General features: G+C 59.9%; 18 protein-coding genes. 9 read left to right on the top strand and 9 right to left on the bottom strand.

Annotated features, from left to right (window positions below; all coding sequences use genetic code 11):
* The first annotated feature begins 7 nt into the window (after window positions 1-7).
* From EKD03_RS07145 to EKD03_RS07130, 4 genes are all read left to right on the top strand, one after another.
* Entirely contained in the window at window positions 8-3,079 is a 3,072-nt protein-coding gene (locus EKD03_RS07145; RefSeq protein WP_129629049.1) for a cyclic nucleotide-binding domain-containing protein, read from the top strand.
* An 8-nt stretch (window positions 3,080-3,087) separates the two neighbouring features.
* Window positions 3,088-3,408: a hypothetical protein gene (locus tag EKD03_RS07140; RefSeq protein ID WP_129629047.1), complete on the top strand. Its 321-nt coding sequence runs from the start codon at window positions 3,088-3,090 to the stop codon at window positions 3,406-3,408.
* A gap of 38 nt (window positions 3,409-3,446) precedes the next feature.
* Entirely contained in the window at window positions 3,447-4,199 is a 753-nt protein-coding gene (locus EKD03_RS07135) for a MinD/ParA family ATP-binding protein (RefSeq protein ID WP_161569205.1), read from the top strand.
* 148 nt (window positions 4,200-4,347) lie between these two features.
* Complete coding sequence (locus tag EKD03_RS07130) at window positions 4,348-6,189, top strand: WD40 repeat domain-containing serine/threonine protein kinase (protein ID WP_129629043.1); 1,842 nt, start codon at window positions 4,348-4,350, stop codon at window positions 6,187-6,189.
* On the opposite strand, the gene EKD03_RS07125 is transcribed toward EKD03_RS07130, so the two are convergent.
* Window positions 6,186-6,455 carry a hypothetical protein gene (locus EKD03_RS07125; RefSeq protein ID WP_129629041.1) on the bottom strand — a complete coding sequence of 90 codons (270 nt, stop codon included), beginning with the start codon at window positions 6,453-6,455 and terminating at the stop codon, window positions 6,186-6,188. The two genes, EKD03_RS07130 and EKD03_RS07125, sit on opposite strands and share 4 nt — an antisense overlap.
* Window positions 6,452-6,742 carry a type II toxin-antitoxin system RelE family toxin gene (locus EKD03_RS07120; RefSeq protein WP_129629039.1) on the bottom strand — a complete coding sequence of 97 codons (291 nt, stop codon included), beginning with the start codon at window positions 6,740-6,742 and terminating at the stop codon, window positions 6,452-6,454. Before EKD03_RS07120 ends, EKD03_RS07125 begins: the two co-directional genes overlap by 4 nt.
* Window positions 6,743-6,886: 144 nt before the next feature.
* Here EKD03_RS07120 and EKD03_RS07115 point away from each other — a divergent pair, with 144 nt between their 5' ends.
* Both EKD03_RS07115 and chrA read left to right on the top strand, forming a co-directional pair.
* Window positions 6,887-7,228, top strand: a complete 342-nt coding sequence (locus EKD03_RS07115; RefSeq protein WP_129629037.1) for a hypothetical protein — start codon at window positions 6,887-6,889, stop codon at window positions 7,226-7,228.
* Between the two features lie 68 nt (window positions 7,229-7,296).
* Window positions 7,297-8,463, top strand: coding sequence for a chromate efflux transporter (gene chrA / locus EKD03_RS07110; protein WP_129629035.1), 1,167 nt, complete (start codon window positions 7,297-7,299; stop codon window positions 8,461-8,463).
* Window positions 8,464-8,465: 2 nt separating this feature from the next.
* Here the strand turns inward: chrA and EKD03_RS07105 are convergent, their stop codons facing one another.
* Window positions 8,466-8,669 carry a type II toxin-antitoxin system VapC family toxin gene (locus EKD03_RS07105; RefSeq protein ID WP_129629033.1) on the bottom strand — a complete coding sequence of 68 codons (204 nt, stop codon included), beginning with the start codon at window positions 8,667-8,669 and terminating at the stop codon, window positions 8,466-8,468.
* Window positions 8,670-8,690: 21 nt separating this feature from the next.
* Window positions 8,691-8,933 carry a type II toxin-antitoxin system antitoxin VapB gene (vapB, locus tag EKD03_RS07100; protein WP_129629031.1) on the bottom strand — a complete coding sequence of 81 codons (243 nt, stop codon included), beginning with the start codon at window positions 8,931-8,933 and terminating at the stop codon, window positions 8,691-8,693.
* A gap of 69 nt (window positions 8,934-9,002) precedes the next feature.
* Between vapB and EKD03_RS07095 the strand changes: the two genes are divergently transcribed.
* The gene (locus tag EKD03_RS07095; RefSeq protein ID WP_129629029.1) at window positions 9,003-9,281 is read left to right on the top strand and encodes a hypothetical protein; all 279 of its coding nucleotides are present in this window, start codon (window positions 9,003-9,005) and stop codon (window positions 9,279-9,281) included.
* Between the two features lie 288 nt (window positions 9,282-9,569).
* Here EKD03_RS07095 and EKD03_RS07090 read toward each other — a convergent pair whose 3' ends face one another.
* Together EKD03_RS07090 and EKD03_RS07085 are read right to left on the bottom strand one after the other, a co-directional pair.
* Window positions 9,570-9,968, bottom strand: a complete 399-nt coding sequence (locus EKD03_RS07090; protein WP_129629027.1) for a hypothetical protein — start codon at window positions 9,966-9,968, stop codon at window positions 9,570-9,572.
* A 46-nt stretch (window positions 9,969-10,014) separates the two neighbouring features.
* A complete protein-coding gene (locus EKD03_RS07085; protein WP_129629025.1) occupies window positions 10,015-12,987 on the bottom strand; it encodes a leucine--tRNA ligase in 2,973 nt (990 codons plus the stop codon).
* Between the two features lie 170 nt (window positions 12,988-13,157).
* Here EKD03_RS07085 and EKD03_RS07080 point away from each other — a divergent pair, with 170 nt between their 5' ends.
* Both EKD03_RS07080 and EKD03_RS07075 read left to right on the top strand, forming a co-directional pair.
* Complete coding sequence (locus tag EKD03_RS07080; RefSeq protein ID WP_129629023.1) at window positions 13,158-13,490, top strand: DMT family transporter; 333 nt, start codon at window positions 13,158-13,160, stop codon at window positions 13,488-13,490.
* Window positions 13,491-13,645: 155 nt separating this feature from the next.
* Entirely contained in the window at window positions 13,646-14,602 is a 957-nt protein-coding gene (locus tag EKD03_RS07075) for a hypothetical protein (RefSeq protein WP_129629021.1), read from the top strand.
* Window positions 14,603-14,943: 341 nt separating this feature from the next.
* Here EKD03_RS07075 and EKD03_RS07070 read toward each other — a convergent pair whose 3' ends face one another.
* Genes EKD03_RS07070 through EKD03_RS07060 form a run of 3 tightly spaced genes read right to left on the bottom strand, consistent with a single transcriptional unit; the run spans window position 14,944 to window position 20,617 of the window.
* Entirely contained in the window at window positions 14,944-16,689 is a 1,746-nt protein-coding gene (locus tag EKD03_RS07070; RefSeq protein WP_129629019.1) for a M61 family metallopeptidase, read from the bottom strand.
* Complete coding sequence (locus EKD03_RS18375; RefSeq protein WP_161569204.1) at window positions 16,689-18,734, bottom strand: serine/threonine-protein kinase; 2,046 nt, start codon at window positions 18,732-18,734, stop codon at window positions 16,689-16,691. The genes EKD03_RS07070 and EKD03_RS18375 overlap by 1 nt, the downstream gene beginning before the upstream one ends.
* A 17-nt stretch (window positions 18,735-18,751) precedes the next feature.
* Window positions 18,752-20,617 (bottom strand): hypothetical protein, encoded by a 1,866-nt coding sequence (locus EKD03_RS07060; protein WP_129629017.1) that lies wholly within the window; start codon window positions 20,615-20,617, stop codon window positions 18,752-18,754.
* Window positions 20,618-21,015: the final 398 nt, after the last annotated feature.

The raw sequence follows: 21,015 nt of genomic DNA, 5'->3' as shown, positions 1-21,015 counted from the left end.
CCCCACTATGCGCCGCAACTACACGATCAATCTGGCACTCTCGGCTGGCCTCTTCATGGGCGAGACCTTAAGTGAGGTACTCTTCCTGAGCCACTACGGGGTTGCCGCTCTGCCATTGGGCTTGATTGGTACGGCGGTGTTGGGCGTCGGCACGACGGCAATCTATACCCGCACCCTAGCCCGCCGCCCCTCCGGGGTGTTGCTGGCAGCGATCATCGTGGGGGTGGTGGCGATCAATCTGCTGATCTGGGGCGCGTTCCAGGCCGGGATGGTGTGGGCCGCCTTGGTACTCTTCCTCGCCTTCCGCCCCGCCCGCGATCTCCTCCAGGCCCAGATCTGGAACTATATCTCCGACCAGTACGACGCCCAAGAGGCCAAAGTACGCTTCCCGGTGATCAGCGCCGCCGGGCGCATCGGGGCGATCATTGGGGCCGCAACCCTGCCGTTCCTGCTCAACACTGTGGGTAGTGGCGGGACAATGCTGGCATGGCTGGCCTTCCTGCTGGTGGGCCTCGCAGCGCTGCTCACCGGCAACCTGCATGCGCGTGTGCGCCACCCCGAACAACCGCGTGCCGCCGATGCGCCGCAACTGCGCCAAAGCCCACTCGCCCGCGCCCTCACCACCAGCGCCGCCCTGGCGGTCACGCTGGTGCTGCTGCTCACCTACCAGACGAGTGGGGTGATGGTGGAGGCCTACCCCGATGAGCGTCAACTCGGCACAATCTATGCGATCATTGCGGTGGCGGCGAATATGGTCGGCTGGGCCTTCCAGACCTTTGGGCTACCGCAGATCATCCGCCTGATCGGGGTCTCGCGCACCAACCTGATCTACCCCGCGATTGCGCTGGCGGTAAGTATTTGGGTCGGTGTCACCGGAAGTGTCGCGGCGGCAATGGCGGGCCAAGTGGTACGCACCACCCTGCGCCAGAGCCTCCAGATTCCTGCCGAAGACCTGCTGATGAATGCGCTGGCGGCTGAACTGCGCATGCGCATGCGGGCGATTGTACGCGGGGCGGTGGTACCGTTAGGGGCAACCATAGGCAGCCTACTCATCCTGGGCTTACAGACAGTGAGTTGGGGCGTGCCAATCATCCCCTGGCTGAGCGCGATCATCGCCTTTGGCACCGTCGCGACCGCCGTATGGGTACGTTGGGCGTATAGTAACGCCACCATCGCGCTGGCGCGGGAGCAGAATCCGATCACGCAGCGCATGGCCTTCGCAGGCTTTGGTAGCGCCGACCCAGAGACAGTGAAGATGTTAGAGGTGCGGCTCGCGGCGACCGAGAGCTTAGAGGATCAGATCTTCCTTGGGCGTATTCTGATCGAACTGGATCGGAATGCAGCAGAACGCGCCCTCACCACCCGGATCGCACATAGCCCAGCCCCAACCCAGGTGGCGATGCTCGATCTGTTGGGCGAGAGTGGGATTGCCGGTGAACCGCTGATCGCGCTGGCCCCGCGCCTGATCCGCGCCGAAGAGCCAGCGGTGCGACGGGCAACCCTGGACGCGCTGTGTGGGGTGCGGGCGTTAGCTGCGCCGCTCTTCCGCAGCATGCTGAACGACCCTGATGCGCGTGTACAGCTCGCGGCGGCGCGGCTCTTGCTGCGTGCGTACCCCGATGAGGCACGGGCGCAACTCGTTGCGCTAGTCGCCTACCCTGAAGCCGAGATGCGCGCCACCGTGATGAGCGTGATCGGCACGCACGCGCCGGAGATGTTGATCACCGGCCTCCACGACTCTTCACCGATTGTGCGCTTGGCCGCCGCCGAAGCCGCCGCCCATCTGAGCAACCTCGCCAGCCAGAGCGCGTTAGTCGCGGCACTCCGCCAGAGCCTCAACGACCCCACGGTACCGGTACGGCGCGCCGTGACGCTCGCGCTGGGGCAGGCTGGCCCCAGCCAGATCGAGATGCTAGTGGGCGTTTTAGGCGACCACAACCCCAGTGTACGGGCATGTGCGAGTAGTACACTCTTCCAGATCGGCATACCTGCGCGGGCGGCCCTGAGCGCATGTCTGAAGCAAGCGGGCAGCCTCGATCAACGCGAAGCGGCGCTCGTCACGCTGGCGCGGCTCAACCCAGGGCGGCCCAGCGCAGAACTGATCGAGTTTGAGCAGAGCCTCCTAGCCCGGCTTGCCACCATCATCCAGATCCGACCAGCACTGGGCAAACTGGAAGGAGCCTTCGGGACACTCCTCTTGGACGACATCAACGAAGAGGAGCAAGACCTGCTGGAACGGCTACGACGCCTATTAGCCGCCAGCGACGGCGACGACGCGGCACGTTCGATCTGGCAAGGCTTAGGCGCCGAGGAGCGTGAGCGCCGCGCACAAGCCAGCGAAGCCTTAGAGAATGCCCGTTCACCTTGGCAAGCGCGGCTCACTGCTGGTATCATGCGTCCTGACCGCCTACCTGAGCGAGTACTGGCCCTGGCGGCCCAGCGTTGGCCGCAATCTGCAATCACACATCACCAAGCCTGGGAGATGGTCGGACATGGTTCGGAGTGGCGGCACAACTTGGCCCGCGCCGCACAAACCGAACACCAACCGAGCCTACCGCCGACCGAACAAGGAGGTATTGCCGTGCTCTCTGTGGTTGAGAAGGCCATCTTCCTACGTGCCGTCCCCGTTTTTGCTGACATGGCCCCCGGCCAACTCCAGATCCTGGCCAGCGCCGCCGAAGAGTTGGAATACCCCCAAGGTGCGCCGATCTTCACCGCAGGCGATCCCGCCGACCGGCTCTTTGTGATTGTGAATGGGCGGGTCGGGATCGAAGAGACGCGGGCACGCGGCAATGTGATCCGCATCGCCACGCTTGAAGCGCGTAGCCCGTTTGGCGAATTGGCCGTCTTTGATGCGCCCGCGCATCCCACCAGCGCCATCGCGATTGATGCCTGCTACCTGCTCGCCATTCGGCGCGAGGTGCTGATTGATCTGATCAATCAATATCCCGACCTTGCGCTGACGATCATCAAGTTCCTCAGCCGACGATTACGCGACGCGAGCAGTACGATTGCCGAGAAGACCCGCGCCCGCCCGCGCCAGATTGTTGATCTGTTTGATAAGATGGGCGAAGGGTAAGGCAGACCATGTATCAACAACTGATTGACGAACTAGCCGGATATACTGGTGAGGGAGGCGTAACCCCCTCTGATCTGCTCAGCCTCCCTGCTGGTCTGCGCCGCATTCTGACCTGGTTGACCCGTCATGGTGGTAGTGTAAGCCTTGCGGAACTCAGCAGTGAAGTGGGCTGCGAACTTGATGAGGCGCAACAGCTTGCCGACACATTCGTTGCTCATGGGTTGCTTGTTGCCGAAGAAAACCAGGGGCAGATTAGCTACAACATCCGTATGGCTCGTGTCCGTACACGAGGTCGCACACCAGATCGGTTGAAGAATTTGTTTGATTGATGCCTGTGAGCATCACAAGCATCAAAAAAATCACACCTATGACACCCATTACCGTCATCCATTCATTCCGCCGGGGCACCGGGAAATCCTCCATCGCGGCGAACCTGGCCGTACTGTTGGCTGATGGCGGGCTGCGGGTGGGATTGATTGATGCCAATTTGCAGTCGCCGAGTCTGCATCTCTTCTTCGGTATTGATGATCTTGACTACCGCCTCACCATCAACGACTACCTCGCCGGACGCTGTGAGTTACGCATGGTGGCCACCGATGTCACCCACCGCATCGCATCGCCTCCGGCGGGGAAGGTGGTTTTAGTGCCTGCAAGTGGCGAAACCGAAAAGATCCTCGAAACGCTGCGCGGGGTCTATCGTGCTGAAACGCTGAGCGAGGGGCTTGCTGCTCTCGCTGAAGATCTGCACCTCGATATGGTCTTGGTTGATACTGCCGCCGGGCTGAGCGAAGAGACGTTGCTCACCATTGCAATCGCCGATCACGTTCTATTACTGCTACGCCCCGATCATCAGGATTACTATGGCACCGGGGTACTGATTGACCTTGCCCATCGGCTGGGAGCGCCCGACATTCGCCTGATCGTGAACGAGGTACCGGTTGATTTTGATGCCGGTGAAGTAGCGCTGCGGGTCGCGTCGGTCTTCAGCCAACCGGTAGTGGCGGTGCTCCACCACAGCGAGTCGCTGCAAACAATAGGAAGTGGCGGGCTCTTCGTGCGGCGCACCCCGAACGCACCGATTGCGCGGGCGCTGCGCCAGATCGCTGCTGAGTTGGTGTAGAGGTTTGGTACTATTCTTAGCACTAAGATTTTGACGCAAAGGCGCAAAGCCCTCAATAGAGGCTGCAATCGAAATCTTTGCGTCTTCGCGCCTTTGCGTCAACCAGTGGTTTCGTCTAGCCCCATCATGAGCCGTTACGAGGTTTGCCATGCTCATCTGTCAGGACAGCCGAACTGGACGCCGTTGTGCCACCGAGAACCGCAACACGGCGCAGTTTTGTCGGCGCTGTGGGGGCAACCTGCGCAACGCGCTACGCCTGCAAGACCCGGAAGCGCAGGTGGGGCGCTACCAGATCGTGCGGACTCTCGGCCATGGCGGCTTTGGCGCGGTCTATCAGGCCGAAGACGGAGCCGAACCGGGGCGGATGGTGGCGATCAAGGAGACCTTTGATCCGGGGAGTATCCGCAGTTTCCAGGGCGAGTTCGCGATCCTGAGTGCGCTGAGGCACCCCAATTTGCCGCGCTACTTCGAGATGTTCGAGGAGGATGGCAACGGCTATCTGGTGATGGAGTTGGTGCCGGGGCAGAGCCTTCAGGATGTGTTAGAAAAACAGCACGGCCCGCTGCTCGAATCGCAGGTACTCGGCTTTGCACTTCAGTTGTGCGATGTCTTGAGCTACCTCCACTCCCAGCACCCGCCGATCATCCACCGCGACATCAAACCGGCCAATATCCGCCTAACCCCCGAAGGGCTGATCAAACTGGTGGACTTCGGGTTGCTCAAGCAGGGCTTGGATGCCACCGAGAACTCACGGCGCGGCCTGACCCCCACCTACGCACCACTGGAACAGTGGGGCAGCAGCGACCAGCACACCGACCCACGCAGCGACATCTACAGCGTCGGGGCCACACTCTACCACCTGCTCACCGGCGAAGCGCCGCTGACCTCAGCCGAGCGCGCATCGAGCAGCTCCGACCCACTATTACGCCCACGCAAACGCAACTCCAGCCTCTCGCACCACGTCGCCGACGCGGTGACTCAGGCCGTCGCGCTGACCCAAGAACAGCGCTTCGCCGACGCAGGCGAACTGAAGCGCGGACTCATGGGCATGGGACAAGTAGCGGTAAGCGTGCGCACCCAGGGCGCGATAGAGGCCCACAAAGGCGGCAGCCTCGCCCTCGCCTTCAGCCCAGAGGGAGACCGGCTGATCAGCGGCGGGATAGACGGCAGCGTGCGGCTATGGAACATCAGCGACGGCAGCCAGATTGCCGAACTCACAGGCCACAGCGAGCGTGTTTTGGCGGTAGCCTTCAGCCCGGACGGGCGTCTGCTGGCCAGCGGGGGGAGCGACAAGACCGCCCGTGTATGGAGCGTGAGCGACCGCGCCGAGATCGCATGCCTCGACGCGCACAGCGGAGCAGTAGCGAGCGTCGCCTTCAGCCCCGACAGCAACCTGCTGGCGAGTGGCGGAGCCGACAAGACCGTGCGCCTCTGGCAGACGAGCGACAACAGCCTCGTCCGAGCGATTCGCGGGCAGATGGGGAACGTCAATGGGTTAGCCTTCAGTCCAGATGGCGAAGTCATCGCCAGCGTGATCACGCTCGACAGCAGCGTGCGCATCTGGCGCATCGGTGACGGGCGCTTGCGGCAGACGCTACGCGAACAACTACGCGGCAAGGCGGTCTTTGCCTACATTGAAGCAACGCTGCTCGGTGCGGCGGTCGCCTTCAGCCCCGATGGCGACCTGATCGTCAGTGGCGGGACAATGGACAGCACGATTCGGCTCTGGAACCTAGGGGACAGCAGCCTGCGACTGATCTTCGAGGGCCACAGCGGCCCGATCACCAGTGTGGCCTACAGCCCGGATGGGCGCACCGTCGCCAGCGGCAGCGCCGACACCACCGTGCGCCTGTGGAGCGTGGCCGACGGGCGGCTGCTGCATACGCTAGAGGGGCACAGCGCGGCAGTCACGGGGGTCGCCTACAGCCCCGACCGCCAGACTCTGGCCTCCACGAGTTTAGACGGAACGATCCGGGTGTGGAGGATTTAGGTTTCCCCCGCTTCAAGCTCCGCATCATTGAGCATACGCTCAAAATCCTCAAGTGTTCGACCACCTTTATGGGTTGAACGCTCGTCCAAAAACGCCATAAATGTCTCACTCTGAGCAAGCATCGCTACTTCTTGCTCAAACGCATCTTCTGACTCAAGAACAAAGCGTTTTCCATCGGATCGAACAATTACAACAGTGTCTTGATCAACAGTGCGTAATAATTCATCGAGAGAAATAGATCGTTGACGGAGATCAAGAGTTATCATAATGGCACCTCCTTGCCGCGAATATAGAGTATGTTATGAATTTTATGACCAACAGCCATAATAAAAATGATCGCTTCATCGAAACGATAAAAAACTCTGTAAATATCTATACGTAATTCCCATGGTGCAATTTTATTTGAACGAAGTGGTTTTTTACGATTACTTTCAACATCGGGTTGTATTTGAAGGTACGTTTTAATACCGTCAATAATGATTCGTTGTTCACGAACACGGTAATAGGTAATATCTTCTTCTGCATCAGGTTGTATAATAATTACATACGGCATATTTTAGTTCTTTAGGCAGTATACGATCCTTCTCATTGTATCGTATCAGAAGCTGTACTGCAAGACGAATATGGAGGATCGCATCATGGTATGCTAGTGCTGATGGCTAGTTCCTCCAACACGTTACTAGAGAGGAAACACCCTATGCGCGAGTATCCCAAAGCGATCAAGCGTCTCATCTGCGAATATGCGACCCAAGCATACGAGGCCGAGCTTAACCAAGCGCTGCGTGAGCTTGAACAACACTTCCAACACTGGCAACATGGCGCAATCAGTCCCTTCGATCTGAGCGACCACATCCACACCTTCCACTCCCAAACGGCCCGCGAGCTATGGAGTCGCTACAATGCGCGGATGGATGATGCCATGGTTGCCCGCGCCATTGTCATCGGGCTCCTGCCCGCTGCGAGCATCCCCGCCGAGTTGCGAGAGGCACTTGCACCGCTCTTGGAGTTCTACAAACAGGAGCACGAAGCCGCAACCTAGACCAGTCAGATGGGCACGTAGGAGCGCCCCTCGGCGTCCTCTGAAGGAACAGACATAGGATGGCGTTTATGGAGCAGGAGCCTACTTCAGCACAAGATCGGTTAGCCGAAGTCTCCCTACTTGCACTACGGCTCGGTTTGACCGCCTTTGGTGGCCCGGCGGCGCATATTGCCATGCTGCGCGATGAGGTGGTGACGCGGCGCAAGTGGATCAGTGATGCGCATTTCTTGGATCTGTTGGGGGCGACGAACCTGATTCCTGGCCCCAATTCGACCGAGATGGTGATCCATGTTGGGCAGGTGCGGGCGGGATGGCGTGGGATGATCGCCGCCGGTTTCTGCTTTGTGTTGCCTGCGGCGTTGATTGTGCTGGCTTGTGCTTGGGCCTATGTGCAGTTTGGGGCGTTGCCTGCGGCAGAGTGGCTGCTGTATGGGATTAAGCCGGTCATTATTGCGGTTGTGGCGCAGGCGCTCTGGGGCTTGGCAAAGACGGCGGTGAAGGGGTGGTTCTTGGCGTCTGTTGGCGGAGCGGTGCTGTTGCTCTATCTGCTGGGCGTTAATGAGTTGACCTTGCTCTTCGGAGGTGGCTTTTTGGTGATGCTGGTGCGCAATCTGGTGCGCATGCCACCGGGGGCGCTTGGGGCGCTGCTGCCGCTAGGAACTCTGACTCCGTTGGGGTTGGCTCAGGTTGTGCCGGTGTCGTTGGGGCAGCTCTTTTGGAGCTTTCTGAAGATTGGGGCGGTGCTGTATGGGAGTGGCTATGTGTTGCTGGCCTTCCTGCGCAATGAGTTTGTGGTACGACTCGGCTGGCTGACCAATCAGCAACTGCTTGATGCCATCGCTATTGGCCAGTTTACCCCTGGTCCGCTCTTCACCAGTGCGACATTTATCGGCTACCTCGTGGCTGGTCTGCCCGGAGCGGTCTTGGCGACGTTGGGCATCTTTCTGCCGTCGTTTCTCTTTGTGGCGGGGGTCAATCCGCTCATTCCTGTGTTACGGCGCTCTCCCTGGATGGGTGGCTTTCTCGATGGGGTGAATGTGGCGGCCTTGGGTTTAATGGCGGCGGTGCTCTGGGAGTTGGGGCGGGCAGCGCTGGTGGATTGGTTGACGGTGCTGTTGGCGCTGGTGGCGGCGCTGCTGCTCTTTCGCTTTAAGCTCAACTCGGCGTGGTTGGTGTTGGGAGGCGGGGTGGTGGCGCTGCTGGTACGTTGGCTCGTGCCGGGGTGGTTGGGGTGAGATCACCCGCGCACCACTACCTCTGAATCCTCTGCGTACCTCCGCGTCCTCTGCGGTTGATTATGTACCCCATACTGCAACTCAGCAATCGTGATGGTAGATATACAAATATCGGTCAGGTGGTGATTGGTAATATGCTGAATAACCGCCGGTGGTCGTTGCCGAATGAGGGCCACACAGATGTTCGTGTCAAGCAGATAGCGCATATAGTGCTCACCGCTCTCGTCTTACAAGGGCTCGTCAAACAGATTATCCCGTTCTTCCACGGGAGGTTGCACACGCTCTACCAGAAAATCATCGGAAAAAAGCGCTAAACTTTCGATCATCAATTGCCACGAATCGTGCTCAGGAATGAGCACAATCGCATTTCCCATCCGCTTAATATACACTTTTGAGCCGCGAAACCGATACTCTTTGGGAAGTCTGACGGCTTGGCTTTTTCCATTTTGAAAGAGCTTTGCGCTATCCATATGAGCCTCCCTCCGTGACATAGTATATACTCTAAGTATACATTTCCCTGGGAGAAATTACAAGCACAGATGTGCGGGGCGCACCACGGGCGCTCCGGCTGCGCAGCCTTCAAACAGTGGCGGCTTTTGATAAGCCGCCCAACACGAATTGGATGTCATCGGGGGGCAGGGCGGCGGGTACCATCGCCCACCGCACGCACCCGTGGCTCGCGCAGCAGCTCGGCGAGGCTGGCGCTCGTGGCGGCGCTGCTGCTCTTCCGCTTTAAGCTCAACTCGGCGTGGTTGGTGTTGGGGGGTGGGATGGTTGCGCTACTGGTGCGTTGGCTCGCGCCGGGGTTGCTGGCGTGAGATCACCCGCGCACCACTACCTCTGAATCCTCTGCGTACCTCCGCGTCCTCTGCGGTTGATGTGGTGTACCGCAGAGGGCGCGGAGGTACGCAGAGGGATGACGATAGGCGCATCCCGGCGGGCGCATCGCGATGCGCCCCTCCATGGGTGGCTCGTAGTGGGCGCATCACGATGCGCCCCTACGGTTCGTCCTCTGCGTACCTCTGTGTCCTCTGCGGTTGATGTGGTGTACCGCTTTGCGTCAAAACCAGGATGCAAGGAGAAATGTAAACAGTTACGCTACCCCGCTACTCCCCCGAACCCGGTACCAGGAAGCGTAGCCCGATCTCCAGCGCTATCGGGATGACGAGCAGGCTCAGGAGGGGTGCCCAGATTGGGCTGAGGGAGAAGTAGAGGACTGCCGGGGGGATGGCGAGAATGATCCCGAAGATGCTCATGCCGAGGCTGCCCCAGCCGATGGCGACGATGACGCCAATGATCGTTAAACCCACGATGAAGCCGTCGGCGCAGGTGTTGATGGCAAAGCCGTTGTAGCACGATAAGAGTGCTGATGGCCCAGAGATGTCGAAGGGAACGCCTTCGGCCTCGAAGAAGGTGGGTAGCGCGTAGCGCCGTAGCATGTAGAGGATCGCGCCCATGGCGATCACCAGGTAGGCGCGCACGATCCGGTTTTCAAAGATTGGCATAGTCTTCCATGAGCATGCGCCGCCCCAATGGGGCGGCGCATGCGGTTTATCCCACTACGACGTTGACCAGTTTGCCCGGGACGACGATCACTTTGCGGATGCTCTTGTCGCCGACGTAGCTATTCACGCGCTCGCTGGCCATAGCAAGGGCGCGTAACTCTTCTTCACTCGCCCCGACGGGTACGGTGAGTTTGTCGCGCACTTTGCCGTTGACTTGCAGCACCACTTCGATCTCGTCCTCGGCGGCCAGCGCCGGGTCGGGGGTGGGCCAGGTTTGCTGGTGGACGCTGTAGCTGTGGCCGGTGCGCATCCACAGCTCTTCGGCGATGTGCGGTGCTACCGGGGCGATGAGCAGCATCAGCGTGTGGATCGCTTCCTCCCAGGCGGGAGTACCGAGCAGCCCGGCGTCGCGTGCGCGGTAGAGTGCGTTGGTGAACTCCATCAGTGCCGAGATGATCGTGTTGAACTTGAACTCGATGGTGTCGCGCTCGACCCGGATGATGGTCTGGTGGGTGACGCGGCGCAATTGGCGCTCGTTCATCTCGCCGGTTTGCCCGCCATCTTCGGGGGTGCTCAGCACAATCCGCCAGACCCGATCCAGCCAGCGCCGTACTCCGGGCACGCCGTCGGTGTTCCAGGGTACCGAGGCTTCAAAGTCGGAGATGAAGCATTCGTAGCCGCGTAGTGCGTCTGCGCCGTGTTTGGCCACTACGTCGTCGGGGGTGATGACGTTGCCCTTCGACTTGGACATCTTCTCGATGATGATCTTGCCCTCTTCTTCGCGCGCCGGGGCGAGAATTAGCCCTTGGTTGCGTAGGCGCTTGAAGGGTTCCTTGAAGGGCACCACCTCCAGATCGTAGAGTACCTTCGTCCAGAAGCGCGAGTAGAGCAGGTGCATCACGGCATGTTCGGCCCCACCCACATACATGTCTACCGGCAGCCAGTAGTTCAACTCCTCTGGAATTGCCAGTTGCTGCGGGTTTTTGGGGTCGGTGAAGCGCATGTAGTACCACGAGGAGCAGGCAAAGGTGCCCATCGTGTCGGTCTCACGCCGCCCGCGCCGCCCGTCGGGCAGGGTGACGTTGACCCACTCGTCAATCAGAGCCAGTGGCGATTCGCCGGTGGCGGTCGGTTCGTAGCTCTCGACGCCCGGTAGGGTGAGTGGTAGTTGATCATCAGCAACGGGGATCTCCAAGCCATCCTCGGTGTGGATGATCGGGATGGGGGTGCCCCAGTAGCGCTGGCGACTGATCAGCCAGTCGCGCATCTTGTAGTTCTGGCGGCCTTTGCCCTGGCCCTGTTCTTCTAGGTAGGCCACGGTGCGGCTGATGGCCTCCTCACCCGGTAGGCCGTTGATCGGCCCGGAGTTAATCGGGCTGCCATATTCGGCGTGGAAGAGCAGATCCTGGTAGGCGGGGATGCTGTTCAGGTAGGCCATGTAGCTCGGCCACGCGCCCTCCATGCGGGCGACCAGCGTCGCATCGGCGGCCTGCGAGTCGAAGGGGATGATCGCGTCGGGGAAGATGGCCAGCCAGGCCGCGCCGACCACCTCGCTCCACCCGGCGAGCAGGTTGGGGCGCACCAACTCGGCGTAGCGCTGCGCTTGGTCGCCGCGCATCGCGGTGATGAGTGCGCCATCTTCTTGCAGCACCGGCTCAAAGCCCGCTGCCCGTAGCGCGTCGGGTAGCGCCTCGGTGTAGCTGCCCGCCCGCAACAGTGAACGCGCACGGTCGTCGGTGCGCGCAATCACGGGGATGATCGGTAGGCCAAACTTGAGCGCAAAGGCGAAGTCGCGCTCGTCATGGGCGGGGACGGCCATGATCGCGCCGGTGCCGTAGCCCATCAACACATAGTCGGCGACCCAGATCGGGATGCGCGCACCATTGACCGGGTTGATCGCGTAGCCGCCGGTAAAGACGCCGGTCTTCTCTTTGTCCTCGACCGGGGCGACTACCGCGCCCTTGATTTTGGCCTCGGCACTATATGCCTCCACCGCCGCCCGCTGCTCATCACTGGTGATGCTGGCGACCAGTGGATGCTCTGGCGAGAGTACCATGAAGGTCGCGCCCCAGAGCGTATCGGGGCGGGTGGTGTAGATGATGATCGGCGCACCTTGCTCGGTGGTGAAGATCACCTCGGCACCCTGCGAGCGCCCAATCCAGTTGCGCTGCATGGTGACGATGCGCCCCGGCCAGTCTACGGTGTCGAGGTCCCGATCCAGACGATCCGAGTAGGCGGAGATGCGGAAGAACCACTGCTTGAGCTTCTTGCGCTCCACCAGTGCGCCTGAACGCCACGCCGTGCCGTCGGGCAGCACCTCTTCGTTGGCCAGCACCGTCTTGTCTACCGGGTCCCAGTTGACGGTCGCTTCGCCCCGGTAGGCCAACCGGAAACGCTTGAGGAACTCCTGCTTTTCGAGGGGGCTATAGCCATTCCACTCGGCAGCACTGACCGGCTGCTCCGAGAGGGGCAGACCGAGTTGGCTGGTGCCATGCGTGGCCAGTTCGGCTTCCAGATCCGCAATTGGGCGCGCCCGATCCACGCGGGTGTCGTACCAGGAGGTATAGAGGCGCAAGAAGATCCACTGTGTCCAGTGGTAATACTCCGGGGTGGAGGAGTTGATCTCGCGGCTCCAGTCATAACTGGCCCCAATGAGCGACATCTGGCGCTTATAGTTGTCGGCGAAGCGGCGGATGAGGATTGCCGGGTTGGTCTTGAGCTTGAGCGCCGCATTCTCGGCAGGCAGGCCGAAGGCATCCCAGCCCATCGGGTGCAGGACGTTGAAGCCCTTCATGCGGTAATAGCGGGCGATCAGGTCGGTGGGGACGTAGTTGCGGCAATGACCAACGCTCAACCCCTCACCGCTCGGATAGGGGAAGAAGTCCAGAATATAGTATTTTGGACGATCATCTGCGGGGGTGGTGCGATAGAGATCATCGGTGGCCCAACGCTCTTGCCACTTCGACTCGATAGCAGCGGGATCGTAGCGCTCGGTGCGATCAGGTTTGATGTCGCTCATAGTTTATAGGGATTCTTGATATATGGCATGCATTGTAGGGGCGAAGCATCGCCCACCAATCCAGTTTGTATTTCTCAGACCCTATGCTGGGCGATGCTTCGCCCCTACTAAAAATGGTATTATAGCAACGCCGGTTATTATAGCACAGCCTATGCCAAGGAATCCGTTCTATGCCGCTACCTGCGTTGCTTCTGCTGCTGGGTGCGATCACGAGTGAAGTGATCGGTACGACGGCGCTCAAATACTCGGACGGCTTCAGTAAGTTGGTTCCTAGCCTGATCGTGATTGTCGGGTACGGGCTGGCATTCTACCTGCTCGCGCTCAGTCTGAAACAGATCCCGTTGGGTAACGCCTACGCGATCTGGTCGGGGGTAGGCACCGCCGCCACCGCCGCGATTGGGGTCTGGTTGTGGCAGGAGAGCCTGAGTCCACTGCGGATCGTGGGGATCGTGCTGATCATTGTTGGGGTGGTGGTGTTGAATCTGGCGCAGGAGGCATTGTAGGGGCGAAGCATCGCCCTCCATGTGGTCGGCGAACCCAAACGAGGTTGGCGGGCGATGCTTCGCCCCTACTTGCATCATCATGTCAAAGATCGGCTATGATGCGTCAAGCAACTTTTTGACCCCTCATACCAACCCTACCCAAAGGAAAACCACGCATGAACCTCCAGGCGTTGCTTGTCGATCCACAGCGGTTTGTGACACTCTACGGTTCAGTGCCGCCCCGCGCTACCACCAGCCCCGAAAAGATTGAGCGTGCCGCCGACCTGTTGGCCGAGCGCGTGCGCAGTTTGCCGATTGATGGCCTCGTGGTGTATGACGTGCAGGAGGAGACTGGACGCACGACCGAACCGCGCCCCTTCCCCTATCAGCCCACGATTGACCCGCGTATCTACAGCCGGATGTTGCAGGATCGCACCGGCTTGCAGGCGATCACCTATAAGAGTGTGGGTGAACTGGGTGAAGCGGGCTGGGTCGAGTGGCTGCACGCGGCCCATCATGACTACCAGATCGGCCAGTTTATTCTGGTTGGCTCGTCCGTCCCGGTGCCGCCGCCGGACACACTCTTTGTGGATCGCGCCATGCAGTTGGCGCAGGAGCATGTGACGACCGCGATGCTGGGTGGGGTGGTGATTGCCGAGCGCCACACGCCGGAGTATAACGAGAGCCAGCGTTTGGTACTCAAGGCCGCCCGTGGCAGCCGCTTCTTCGTCTCGCAGGTGGTCTATGATCCGGCTCCAACCCTGCAACTGCTCAGCGACTATGTGCAGGTGTGCCGCGAGCATAGCCAGACCCCGCGCCGCATCGTGCTGACCTTCTCGCCATGTGGTCGCCCCGGTACCATGACCTTCCTCAAGTGGCTGGGGGTGGCGGTGCATCCCGATGCTGAGCGGGCGATCTTTGCGAGTGCCGCGCCCTTTAGTACCTCGATTGAGATCTGTAGCACCTACCTACGCACGATCTTCGAGCATGTGGACGAGAGCATCCCACTGGGGGTGAATATCGAGAGTGTCTCGACCCACCCCGATGAGATGGCAGCCTCGGCCGAGTTGGTGCATGCGCTCCGCGCTGTTGCTGATGAGTACCGCAAAGAGCAGGTGGTATCGTCGTCATAATTATTCAACCGCAGAGGATGCAGAGGTGGAAGGTGGAAGGGTAACTATTCACAGTTCTCCTAGCATTCCGGTTTTGACGCAAAGACGCCAAGGCGCAAAGTATTTCATAGAAGCCCTATCAAAATCTTTGCGTCTTTGCGCCTTTGCGTCAATCAGAAGCTCTCTTTACCCCAAGTGTGAACAGTTACAGTTACGTGGAAGGTCGTAATTGACAGCCCTCTGCGCCCCTCTGCGTCCTCTGCGGTTGTACACCGGGCTAATCTGCGTAATCTGCGGATACGTATGCGTCCTCTGCGATTGTACACCGGGCTAATCTGCGTAATCTGCGTAATCTGCGGATACTAACACCCCATCCAGTGCTGGAACTGCTCCCGCTGCTGCTCGGTCGGGCTGGCCACAGCCACCACCTCCAGCCGGTCATACGGCGCAGCCGTGAGGGCCACGGGCACCGTAATCAGCGCGTCGCCCCGGAAGAGACTCAGGCGCACGGTGCTGCCGGGGGCATATTCGGCCAGCCGCGCCTGCACCTTCTCCTCGTCCACCCGCCAGCCATTCAGGGCCACCAGTTCATCTTCGGCGTAGACCCCGGCGCTGTAGGCGGGGCTGTCTGAGCGTACCGAGGCAACCACGGTACGTTCGCCCTTGCGCTTGAATGTCGCGCCCAGCCATGCCGGGGCGCTGCCGTCGGGGCGGGGGGCGCGGTGGCTCCAGCGCAGTTCGAGGCCCACCACGGCGAGGCCGGAGCTATAGTCAAGCTCGGTCGTCCCGGCGATCATGTGGGCGAAGAAGTCGCGGAACAGCCCCGCCTGCGCCCCGGCGATCTCCTCCACCGCTGCCAGCACCGCACCCTCTTCGGGGATGCCGGGGCCGCTGATCGGGTAGCGCTGGTAGAGCAGGCGCACCACGTCATCCAGGCAGTGGGTACCGTTGGTCACGCGCCGGATCTGCATATCCAGCAACATACTCACCAGTGCACCCTTGAGGTAGTAGGAGATACTGGTATTGGCCGAATTTTCATCGGGGCGGTAGTACTTGATCCAGGCGTCAAAGCTGCTCTCTTCCAACGTCTGCAACTGGCGACCCGGCTGGCTCTGGAGGTTGAGGATCTCATCGGCGAGGCGATCCAGAAAGCGTTCGGGCTGCATCAGCCCACCGCGCACCAGCAGCAACTCATCATAATAGCTCGTCACCCCCTCCACAAACCAGATCAGGCGGGTGTAGTTCTCCTGGCTATAGTCGAAGGGGCCGAGTGCGGCGGGGCGCAGCCGTTTCACATTCCACACATGGAATAGCTCGTGCGAGGTGAGTGAGAGGTAGCGTTCGTAGGAACGCTCCGGCTGGAAACTCCAGCGGTCTACCATGTTGGTGACACTGTTGCGATGCTCCAAGCCACCCCCGCGCCCGTCGGTGAGGTGCAGGATGAAGAGGTAGTGCGGATAGGGCAGGCTACCAAACATGTCGCGCTGGGATTCCACAATACGCTGGGTATCGCGCAGCAGCCGCGCTTCGTCCTCGTTCCCATAGCCATACATAGCAATCTCGTGGGGAACACCATCCACACAGAAGGTCAACACACGCTGCGTCCCACACTCGCAGGGGCTATCCACCAACTCATCATAGTCGTTGGCGCGGTAGCACCACGGCCCCGATCCATCCGGCTCAAGGGCGGTACTGACCCGCCAGCCCTCGGCGGGCAGCACGCGCAGAGTGAGTGGCGCGTGGCTACGTTCGGGGAGGTACATGCAGAGGTTGCCGGGGTTGAAGTAGCCGTGGCTGGCATCGAGGTAACTGGTACGCACCGTCTGTTCAAAGGCGTAGACCTTATAACTGACCCGCACATCCGTAACGCCCTCGGTATCCACCTGCCAGAGCGCCTTCGCCGTCTTGCGCCAGGGCAGCAACTGACCATCCGGGCCAGTGGCGCAAAACTCCTGCACATGGCGCGCATACTCGCGGATCATGTAGGAGCCGGGCGTCCACGCGGGCAGATGCAGCTCAAGCTGGGGGCTGGCAACGGCGTCAATGGCCACCTCAACATGGAAGAGGTGGGTATGCGGATCGGGCATGGAGACGGTATAGGTAAGCATCAATCACCAATCACAAAATAGCGCGTATTGCGTTCATTACTCGCAAAACTCGGCCCAAAGACGAGGCGCACCTCTGGGGTATCCTTGGGGATCTCGACGGTAATCCAGCCACTACCCTTACCACCCGGATAGAGATAGTGCGAGAGCTTAGGTTCAGGTTCTACCACGGCTGGATAGCGCTGGATAGTGGCCTCAATATCTTCGGCATTGCCGATGACAGTGTAGAAATCGCTATCACTGACCATGACTGTATCATCCTTAGTACTGAGGGAGCGCACCTCAACGCGGGCCAAGAGATACTCATAGCCCTGCTTGGGGGGATCATTAAATTGATTCGCCTCAAGAAGTTGCTGATAGGCTGCCTCACCACGGATCTCTTCTAGCACCGTCACCTCAAAATCCTCGGTGGTCACCGTCTCACCGATCTCAGCCGGTTCACGCGGATCTTCGCCCAGGGAGGTTGGGCGAAGATCGCGCAGACTCATATCCACAGAGACACTAGCTCCGGCATCAAGCGCCACAAAGACCGGCGCTTGATCAAAACTGCCCAGATCATCCACCGCAAGAATCAGATTGCCCTCATCCTGCACTACCAAATAGGGAATATCAATATCGAACACCGCATCCTTAGCGTAGGTATCCGGGCGCTGATGAGGCGTGACCGCCGCAACCGGGAGGTAGCCAACCCGCTGATCACCCGTCAGTTGGGGATAGAGATCAGGGTTATCCTCGCTACCTTGCAATGCCTGCGCACGCAGATGCACCACCACATACTCATGGCCATCAGGCGGTGGATCGTTGTTCGAGTTGGTCTCGTACAGCAGATCCCAGGCGTCCTTACCACGAGTGACATCCTTGACCGCCACGGCCCAACTCGCGATCTGGGCGGTGGAGCCAGGGGGAAGGGGCGTAGTGCGGCTACTCCCGGCGTCAGGCAGCGGGGTTGCGGTACTGGCCCCCACATTCAGCACGATGGTGGCGACGGGATTGGGGCGTTCCCCCACCTGCACCGATGAATCGGCGCTAAAGAGGCGGAGCATCCCCACTAGCGCCGCGATCAGGATGATCATGGCCAACCCTGCCACCAGCCCAATCAGCGCCAGCTTATTGGGTGCCGAGGAGGTCGGCGTGGCCTCGCGGGCCATGGCGATAGTCGGCTGGCCAGCGCTACTGGGCGTATGGGTAATGAGGTTGGCAGGCGTCGCGGGAGCAGCCGGGAGAGCAGCCTGCCACGCCTGACGCAGCGCCGCAGCCGAGGCGGGGCGTTGATTAGGAGCCTGGGCCATACAGGTCTGGAGCAGATCGCTCAGGGCGAGCGGGAGACCCGAATTGAGCAGATGGGCGGGGCGCAGCGGATCGGGGTTGCCCGCTACCAGGGCCGCAGCGCGGGTGAGCGCGTCGGGCGGGGCATTGCCGGTGAGCAGTTGGTAAAACGTGGCCCCGAAGGCATACAGATCGCTACGCGGGTCGGTGCCGGTGCCCTGAATCTGTTCGAGCGGCGCATACTGCGGCGTATAGCCAAAGAGGCTGGGCATCGTTCCAGCCTGACCCGTCCCGAGTTGGCCTTTGGCAAGACCAAAATCGAGCAGCACAATCTCACCACGCGGCGTCAGTTTGAGATTCTGCGGCTTGAGATCGCGGTGGATGATCGGCGGCGTCTGGGCATGCAAGTAATCGAGCGCATCAAGCAGGCGGTCGGCCCAGGGCGTCACCTCGGCAAGCGCGAAGGGGCCAGAACGGGCGGCCAGGAGCGCGGCCAGATCATCGCCGGGGATATACTGCATGACGAGGAACTGACCACTGCCCTCGGTAAAGTGGTCACTGACCACTGGCAAGGCGGGGTGGTGGAGGTTAGCCAGCAGGCGCGCCTCGCGTTCAAAGGCAGCCAGCAGAGCCGGATCACTCATCAAGGTCTGTTTGAGCGCCACCGTATTACCGAGGCGTTCATCCACGGCACGGTAGACGGCCCCCATACCACCCTGAGCGATCAGCGTCTGAATCCGGTAACGGCCCTGGAGGAGATCATTGGGGGCAAGCTGCTTCATAACGGGCCTAGAGGCTTCTACTCAGTATACGGCTGGAAGAGGCGGGCAAAGAGCGCATCGAAGTTGGGCGAATCGCCTGCCAGGCGATCATAGATTTGGATAACCCGTGCAGCCTGGTCGCGGCGCCGCCAGATCGCATGGGCAAAACGGTCATCGGCGAGCAGACCGCGATCCTTGAGGAAGGCATAGAACTGCTTCATCGAGGTACAGATCTCGCGCACCTGACGCGGCGAGGTATTCATCACCCGGCGCGGGTAGTAGTAGAAAAGGCACTCATCGAGACTGGCATAATCGCCCTGGATCAGACTGCGCTGGTAGTAGAGGGCGAGAAACTCGGCATAGACGAGTACATTATGTGAACGTGAGCGAGCCGTCGTGCTACGCTTCCCCAATTCGAGCAGATAGTCATAAAACTGGCTAATCAGGTCGCTACTCTCATCGTAGAAACGCGCCGAGTCATCATCAATTGCAAAGAGGTCATCAACCTCCTCACTCCAATCATCATCATCATCTTCTTCTTCGACCTGCTCTTGCCAAGCGGCGGCATCAAAGAGGCTCTCGGTAGGCGGTTCAATCCCCATCTCATCGGGACTCATGCTGAGATCGAGAGGGGGGAAGAGGTGGGGCTTTTTAGCCAGCAACATATTGAGGTGCTGGGAGAGAATTACCTCGGCCTCTTCGGGGCGAGCGGCTTCGATCTGATCGGCAACTCCGGGTGGGAGCGCCTCGATCAGTTCGCGATGCGCGGCTTGGAGGCGGGCAAACTCGTCATTCTCGAAGAGCAACATGGCGTCCGATTCGAGATGATCGAGACCAAAGGCATCATCATCATCATCGTCGTCATCGGTATCAAACTCATCATAGCCCTCAATCGCACTCAGTGGGCTAGTACGAGTAAAGAGTTGATCAATATCAGCATCGAGGGTCGAATAGGCAGCCGAAGCGCGCTGGATCTGGCCGTTCCACAAACCGGCATCAGCGTCTTCCTCACGTGAGCGGCGCAAATCGCGCTGAAGCGCCTCAATTTCGGCCAAGAGGGCATTATCAGCCGCCATACGCTCCACTTCAGGAATAGACTGCGCTTCAAAGACCACCTGGATGGTAGAGGGCAAAAAGTTGATCGCAATCTGGTGCTGGTTGGTGAGGAAGGAATCATCCACCAACTGCACGCGCCCATCGCGGACCACGAGGTGCTGCCAAGGGGTACCGGGGTAATCGGTGCGCCATGGTGCGAGGGCGAAGATCGGCAGAATAACATCCTCACACGCAACCAGCACATCCTGAATGTGGTTCACCCGATCCACCAATGTTTCGAGCAGATCGCGATCCTGATCGGGGGTTGGCTGGCGCAACGCCTGCGGCTCATGGGAAACCCGCAGGATTGACCCACGCAGCGCAGGATGAATAATCCGCACCAAGAGACTATCACCATGCACAAAGCCGGTACGCTCAAACCAAACCCGCAGATCGAAACTGGCAAGCAAATCGCTATTGGAGTCATTCAGATCCGGTGAGATGAAGGGGAAGGGCTGGCCATGCTCATCCACGAGATCAAACCAATTGCCACGAATGCCCGCAAAAGGCAGGAAGTGAGCTAATGGCAAACGGCCATCGGCAATATCACATGCACGCGGCACACAGCGAAAGTGGAGATCTTGGAGGAGCACCCGCAGCGGGATCAACTGGCTACGACTAATGCGCAGCCAACCCAAGCCCATACCTTCCCAACGCAGCCGCTCGCGGATAGTCGCATAGGGATTCTTGGCCGAACTTGGACGATGTTGCAGCACATGGTCTAAGAGTTGGCGCTCATCAACTGGCCCCGCGTACTCATGGGCGAGTTGGCGCAGGATGTTTGCAATCGTCGGCTCCTGGTTTGTCATCGCCTAGCCCCTATCCGATGTGGACGCTGCTATGCTACAGGGTAGCATTGAGGTGGGGTAGTGTCAAGATAGGGAGTAGCAGTAACTGTTCACACTTGGGGTAAAAGAAACCTCGTGTTGACGCAAAGGCGCAAGGACGCAAAGGTTTTGTTGCAGGCTTTGCGCCTTGGCGTCTTGGCGTCAAAATCTGGAGGCTAGGTAAGTATTCACCCTTGGGGTAAAAGAAATCTCGTGTTGACGCAAAGGCGCAAGGACGCAAAGGTTTTGTTGCAGGCTTTGCGCCTCTGCGTCTTGGCGTCAAAATCTGGAAGCTAGGAGAAGTGTGAACAGTTACGAGGCTAGGAGAAGTGTGAACAGTTACGGGTAGCAGGGCATGGGTAAAATCCTTGGGGCTGAAA

The organism is Candidatus Oscillochloris fontis (genome assembly GCF_004138135.1).
In the GTDB taxonomy this organism is placed as follows: domain Bacteria; phylum Chloroflexota; class Chloroflexia; order Chloroflexales; family Chloroflexaceae; genus Oscillochloris; species Oscillochloris fontis.
Note: the sequence above shows the minus strand (reverse complement) of the source record. Positions and strands in the feature narration are given on the sequence as shown.

Bases quoted from the DNA above. Each gene is read 5' to 3' on its own strand.
- EKD03_RS07145 (WP_129629049.1), top strand. From the start codon at position 8: ATGCGCCGCAACTACACGATCAATCTGGCACTCTCGGCTGGCCTCTTC.
- EKD03_RS07140 (WP_129629047.1), top strand. From the start codon at position 3,088: ATGTATCAACAACTGATTGACGAACTAGCCGGATATACTGGTGAGGGA.
- EKD03_RS07135 (WP_161569205.1), top strand. From the start codon at position 3,447: ATGACACCCATTACCGTCATCCATTCATTCCGCCGGGGCACCGGGAAA.
- EKD03_RS07130 (WP_129629043.1), top strand. From the start codon at position 4,348: ATGCTCATCTGTCAGGACAGCCGAACTGGACGCCGTTGTGCCACCGAG.
- EKD03_RS07125 (WP_129629041.1), bottom strand. From the start codon at position 6,455: ATGATAACTCTTGATCTCCGTCAACGATCTATTTCTCTCGATGAATTA.
- EKD03_RS07120 (WP_129629039.1), bottom strand. From the start codon at position 6,742: ATGCCGTATGTAATTATTATACAACCTGATGCAGAAGAAGATATTACC.
- EKD03_RS07115 (WP_129629037.1), top strand. From the start codon at position 6,887: ATGCGCGAGTATCCCAAAGCGATCAAGCGTCTCATCTGCGAATATGCG.
- chrA (WP_129629035.1), top strand. From the start codon at position 7,297: ATGGAGCAGGAGCCTACTTCAGCACAAGATCGGTTAGCCGAAGTCTCC.
- EKD03_RS07105 (WP_129629033.1), bottom strand. From the start codon at position 8,669: ATGCGCTATCTGCTTGACACGAACATCTGTGTGGCCCTCATTCGGCAA.
- vapB (WP_129629031.1), bottom strand. From the start codon at position 8,933: ATGGATAGCGCAAAGCTCTTTCAAAATGGAAAAAGCCAAGCCGTCAGA.
- EKD03_RS07095 (WP_129629029.1), top strand. From the start codon at position 9,003: ATGTGCGGGGCGCACCACGGGCGCTCCGGCTGCGCAGCCTTCAAACAG.
- EKD03_RS07090 (WP_129629027.1), bottom strand. From the start codon at position 9,968: ATGCCAATCTTTGAAAACCGGATCGTGCGCGCCTACCTGGTGATCGCC.
- EKD03_RS07085 (WP_129629025.1), bottom strand. From the start codon at position 12,987: ATGAGCGACATCAAACCTGATCGCACCGAGCGCTACGATCCCGCTGCT.
- EKD03_RS07080 (WP_129629023.1), top strand. From the start codon at position 13,158: ATGCCGCTACCTGCGTTGCTTCTGCTGCTGGGTGCGATCACGAGTGAA.
- EKD03_RS07075 (WP_129629021.1), top strand. From the start codon at position 13,646: ATGAACCTCCAGGCGTTGCTTGTCGATCCACAGCGGTTTGTGACACTC.
- EKD03_RS07070 (WP_129629019.1), bottom strand. From the start codon at position 16,689: ATGCTTACCTATACCGTCTCCATGCCCGATCCGCATACCCACCTCTTC.
- EKD03_RS18375 (WP_161569204.1), bottom strand. From the start codon at position 18,734: ATGAAGCAGCTTGCCCCCAATGATCTCCTCCAGGGCCGTTACCGGATT.
- EKD03_RS07060 (WP_129629017.1), bottom strand. From the start codon at position 20,617: ATGACAAACCAGGAGCCGACGATTGCAAACATCCTGCGCCAACTCGCC.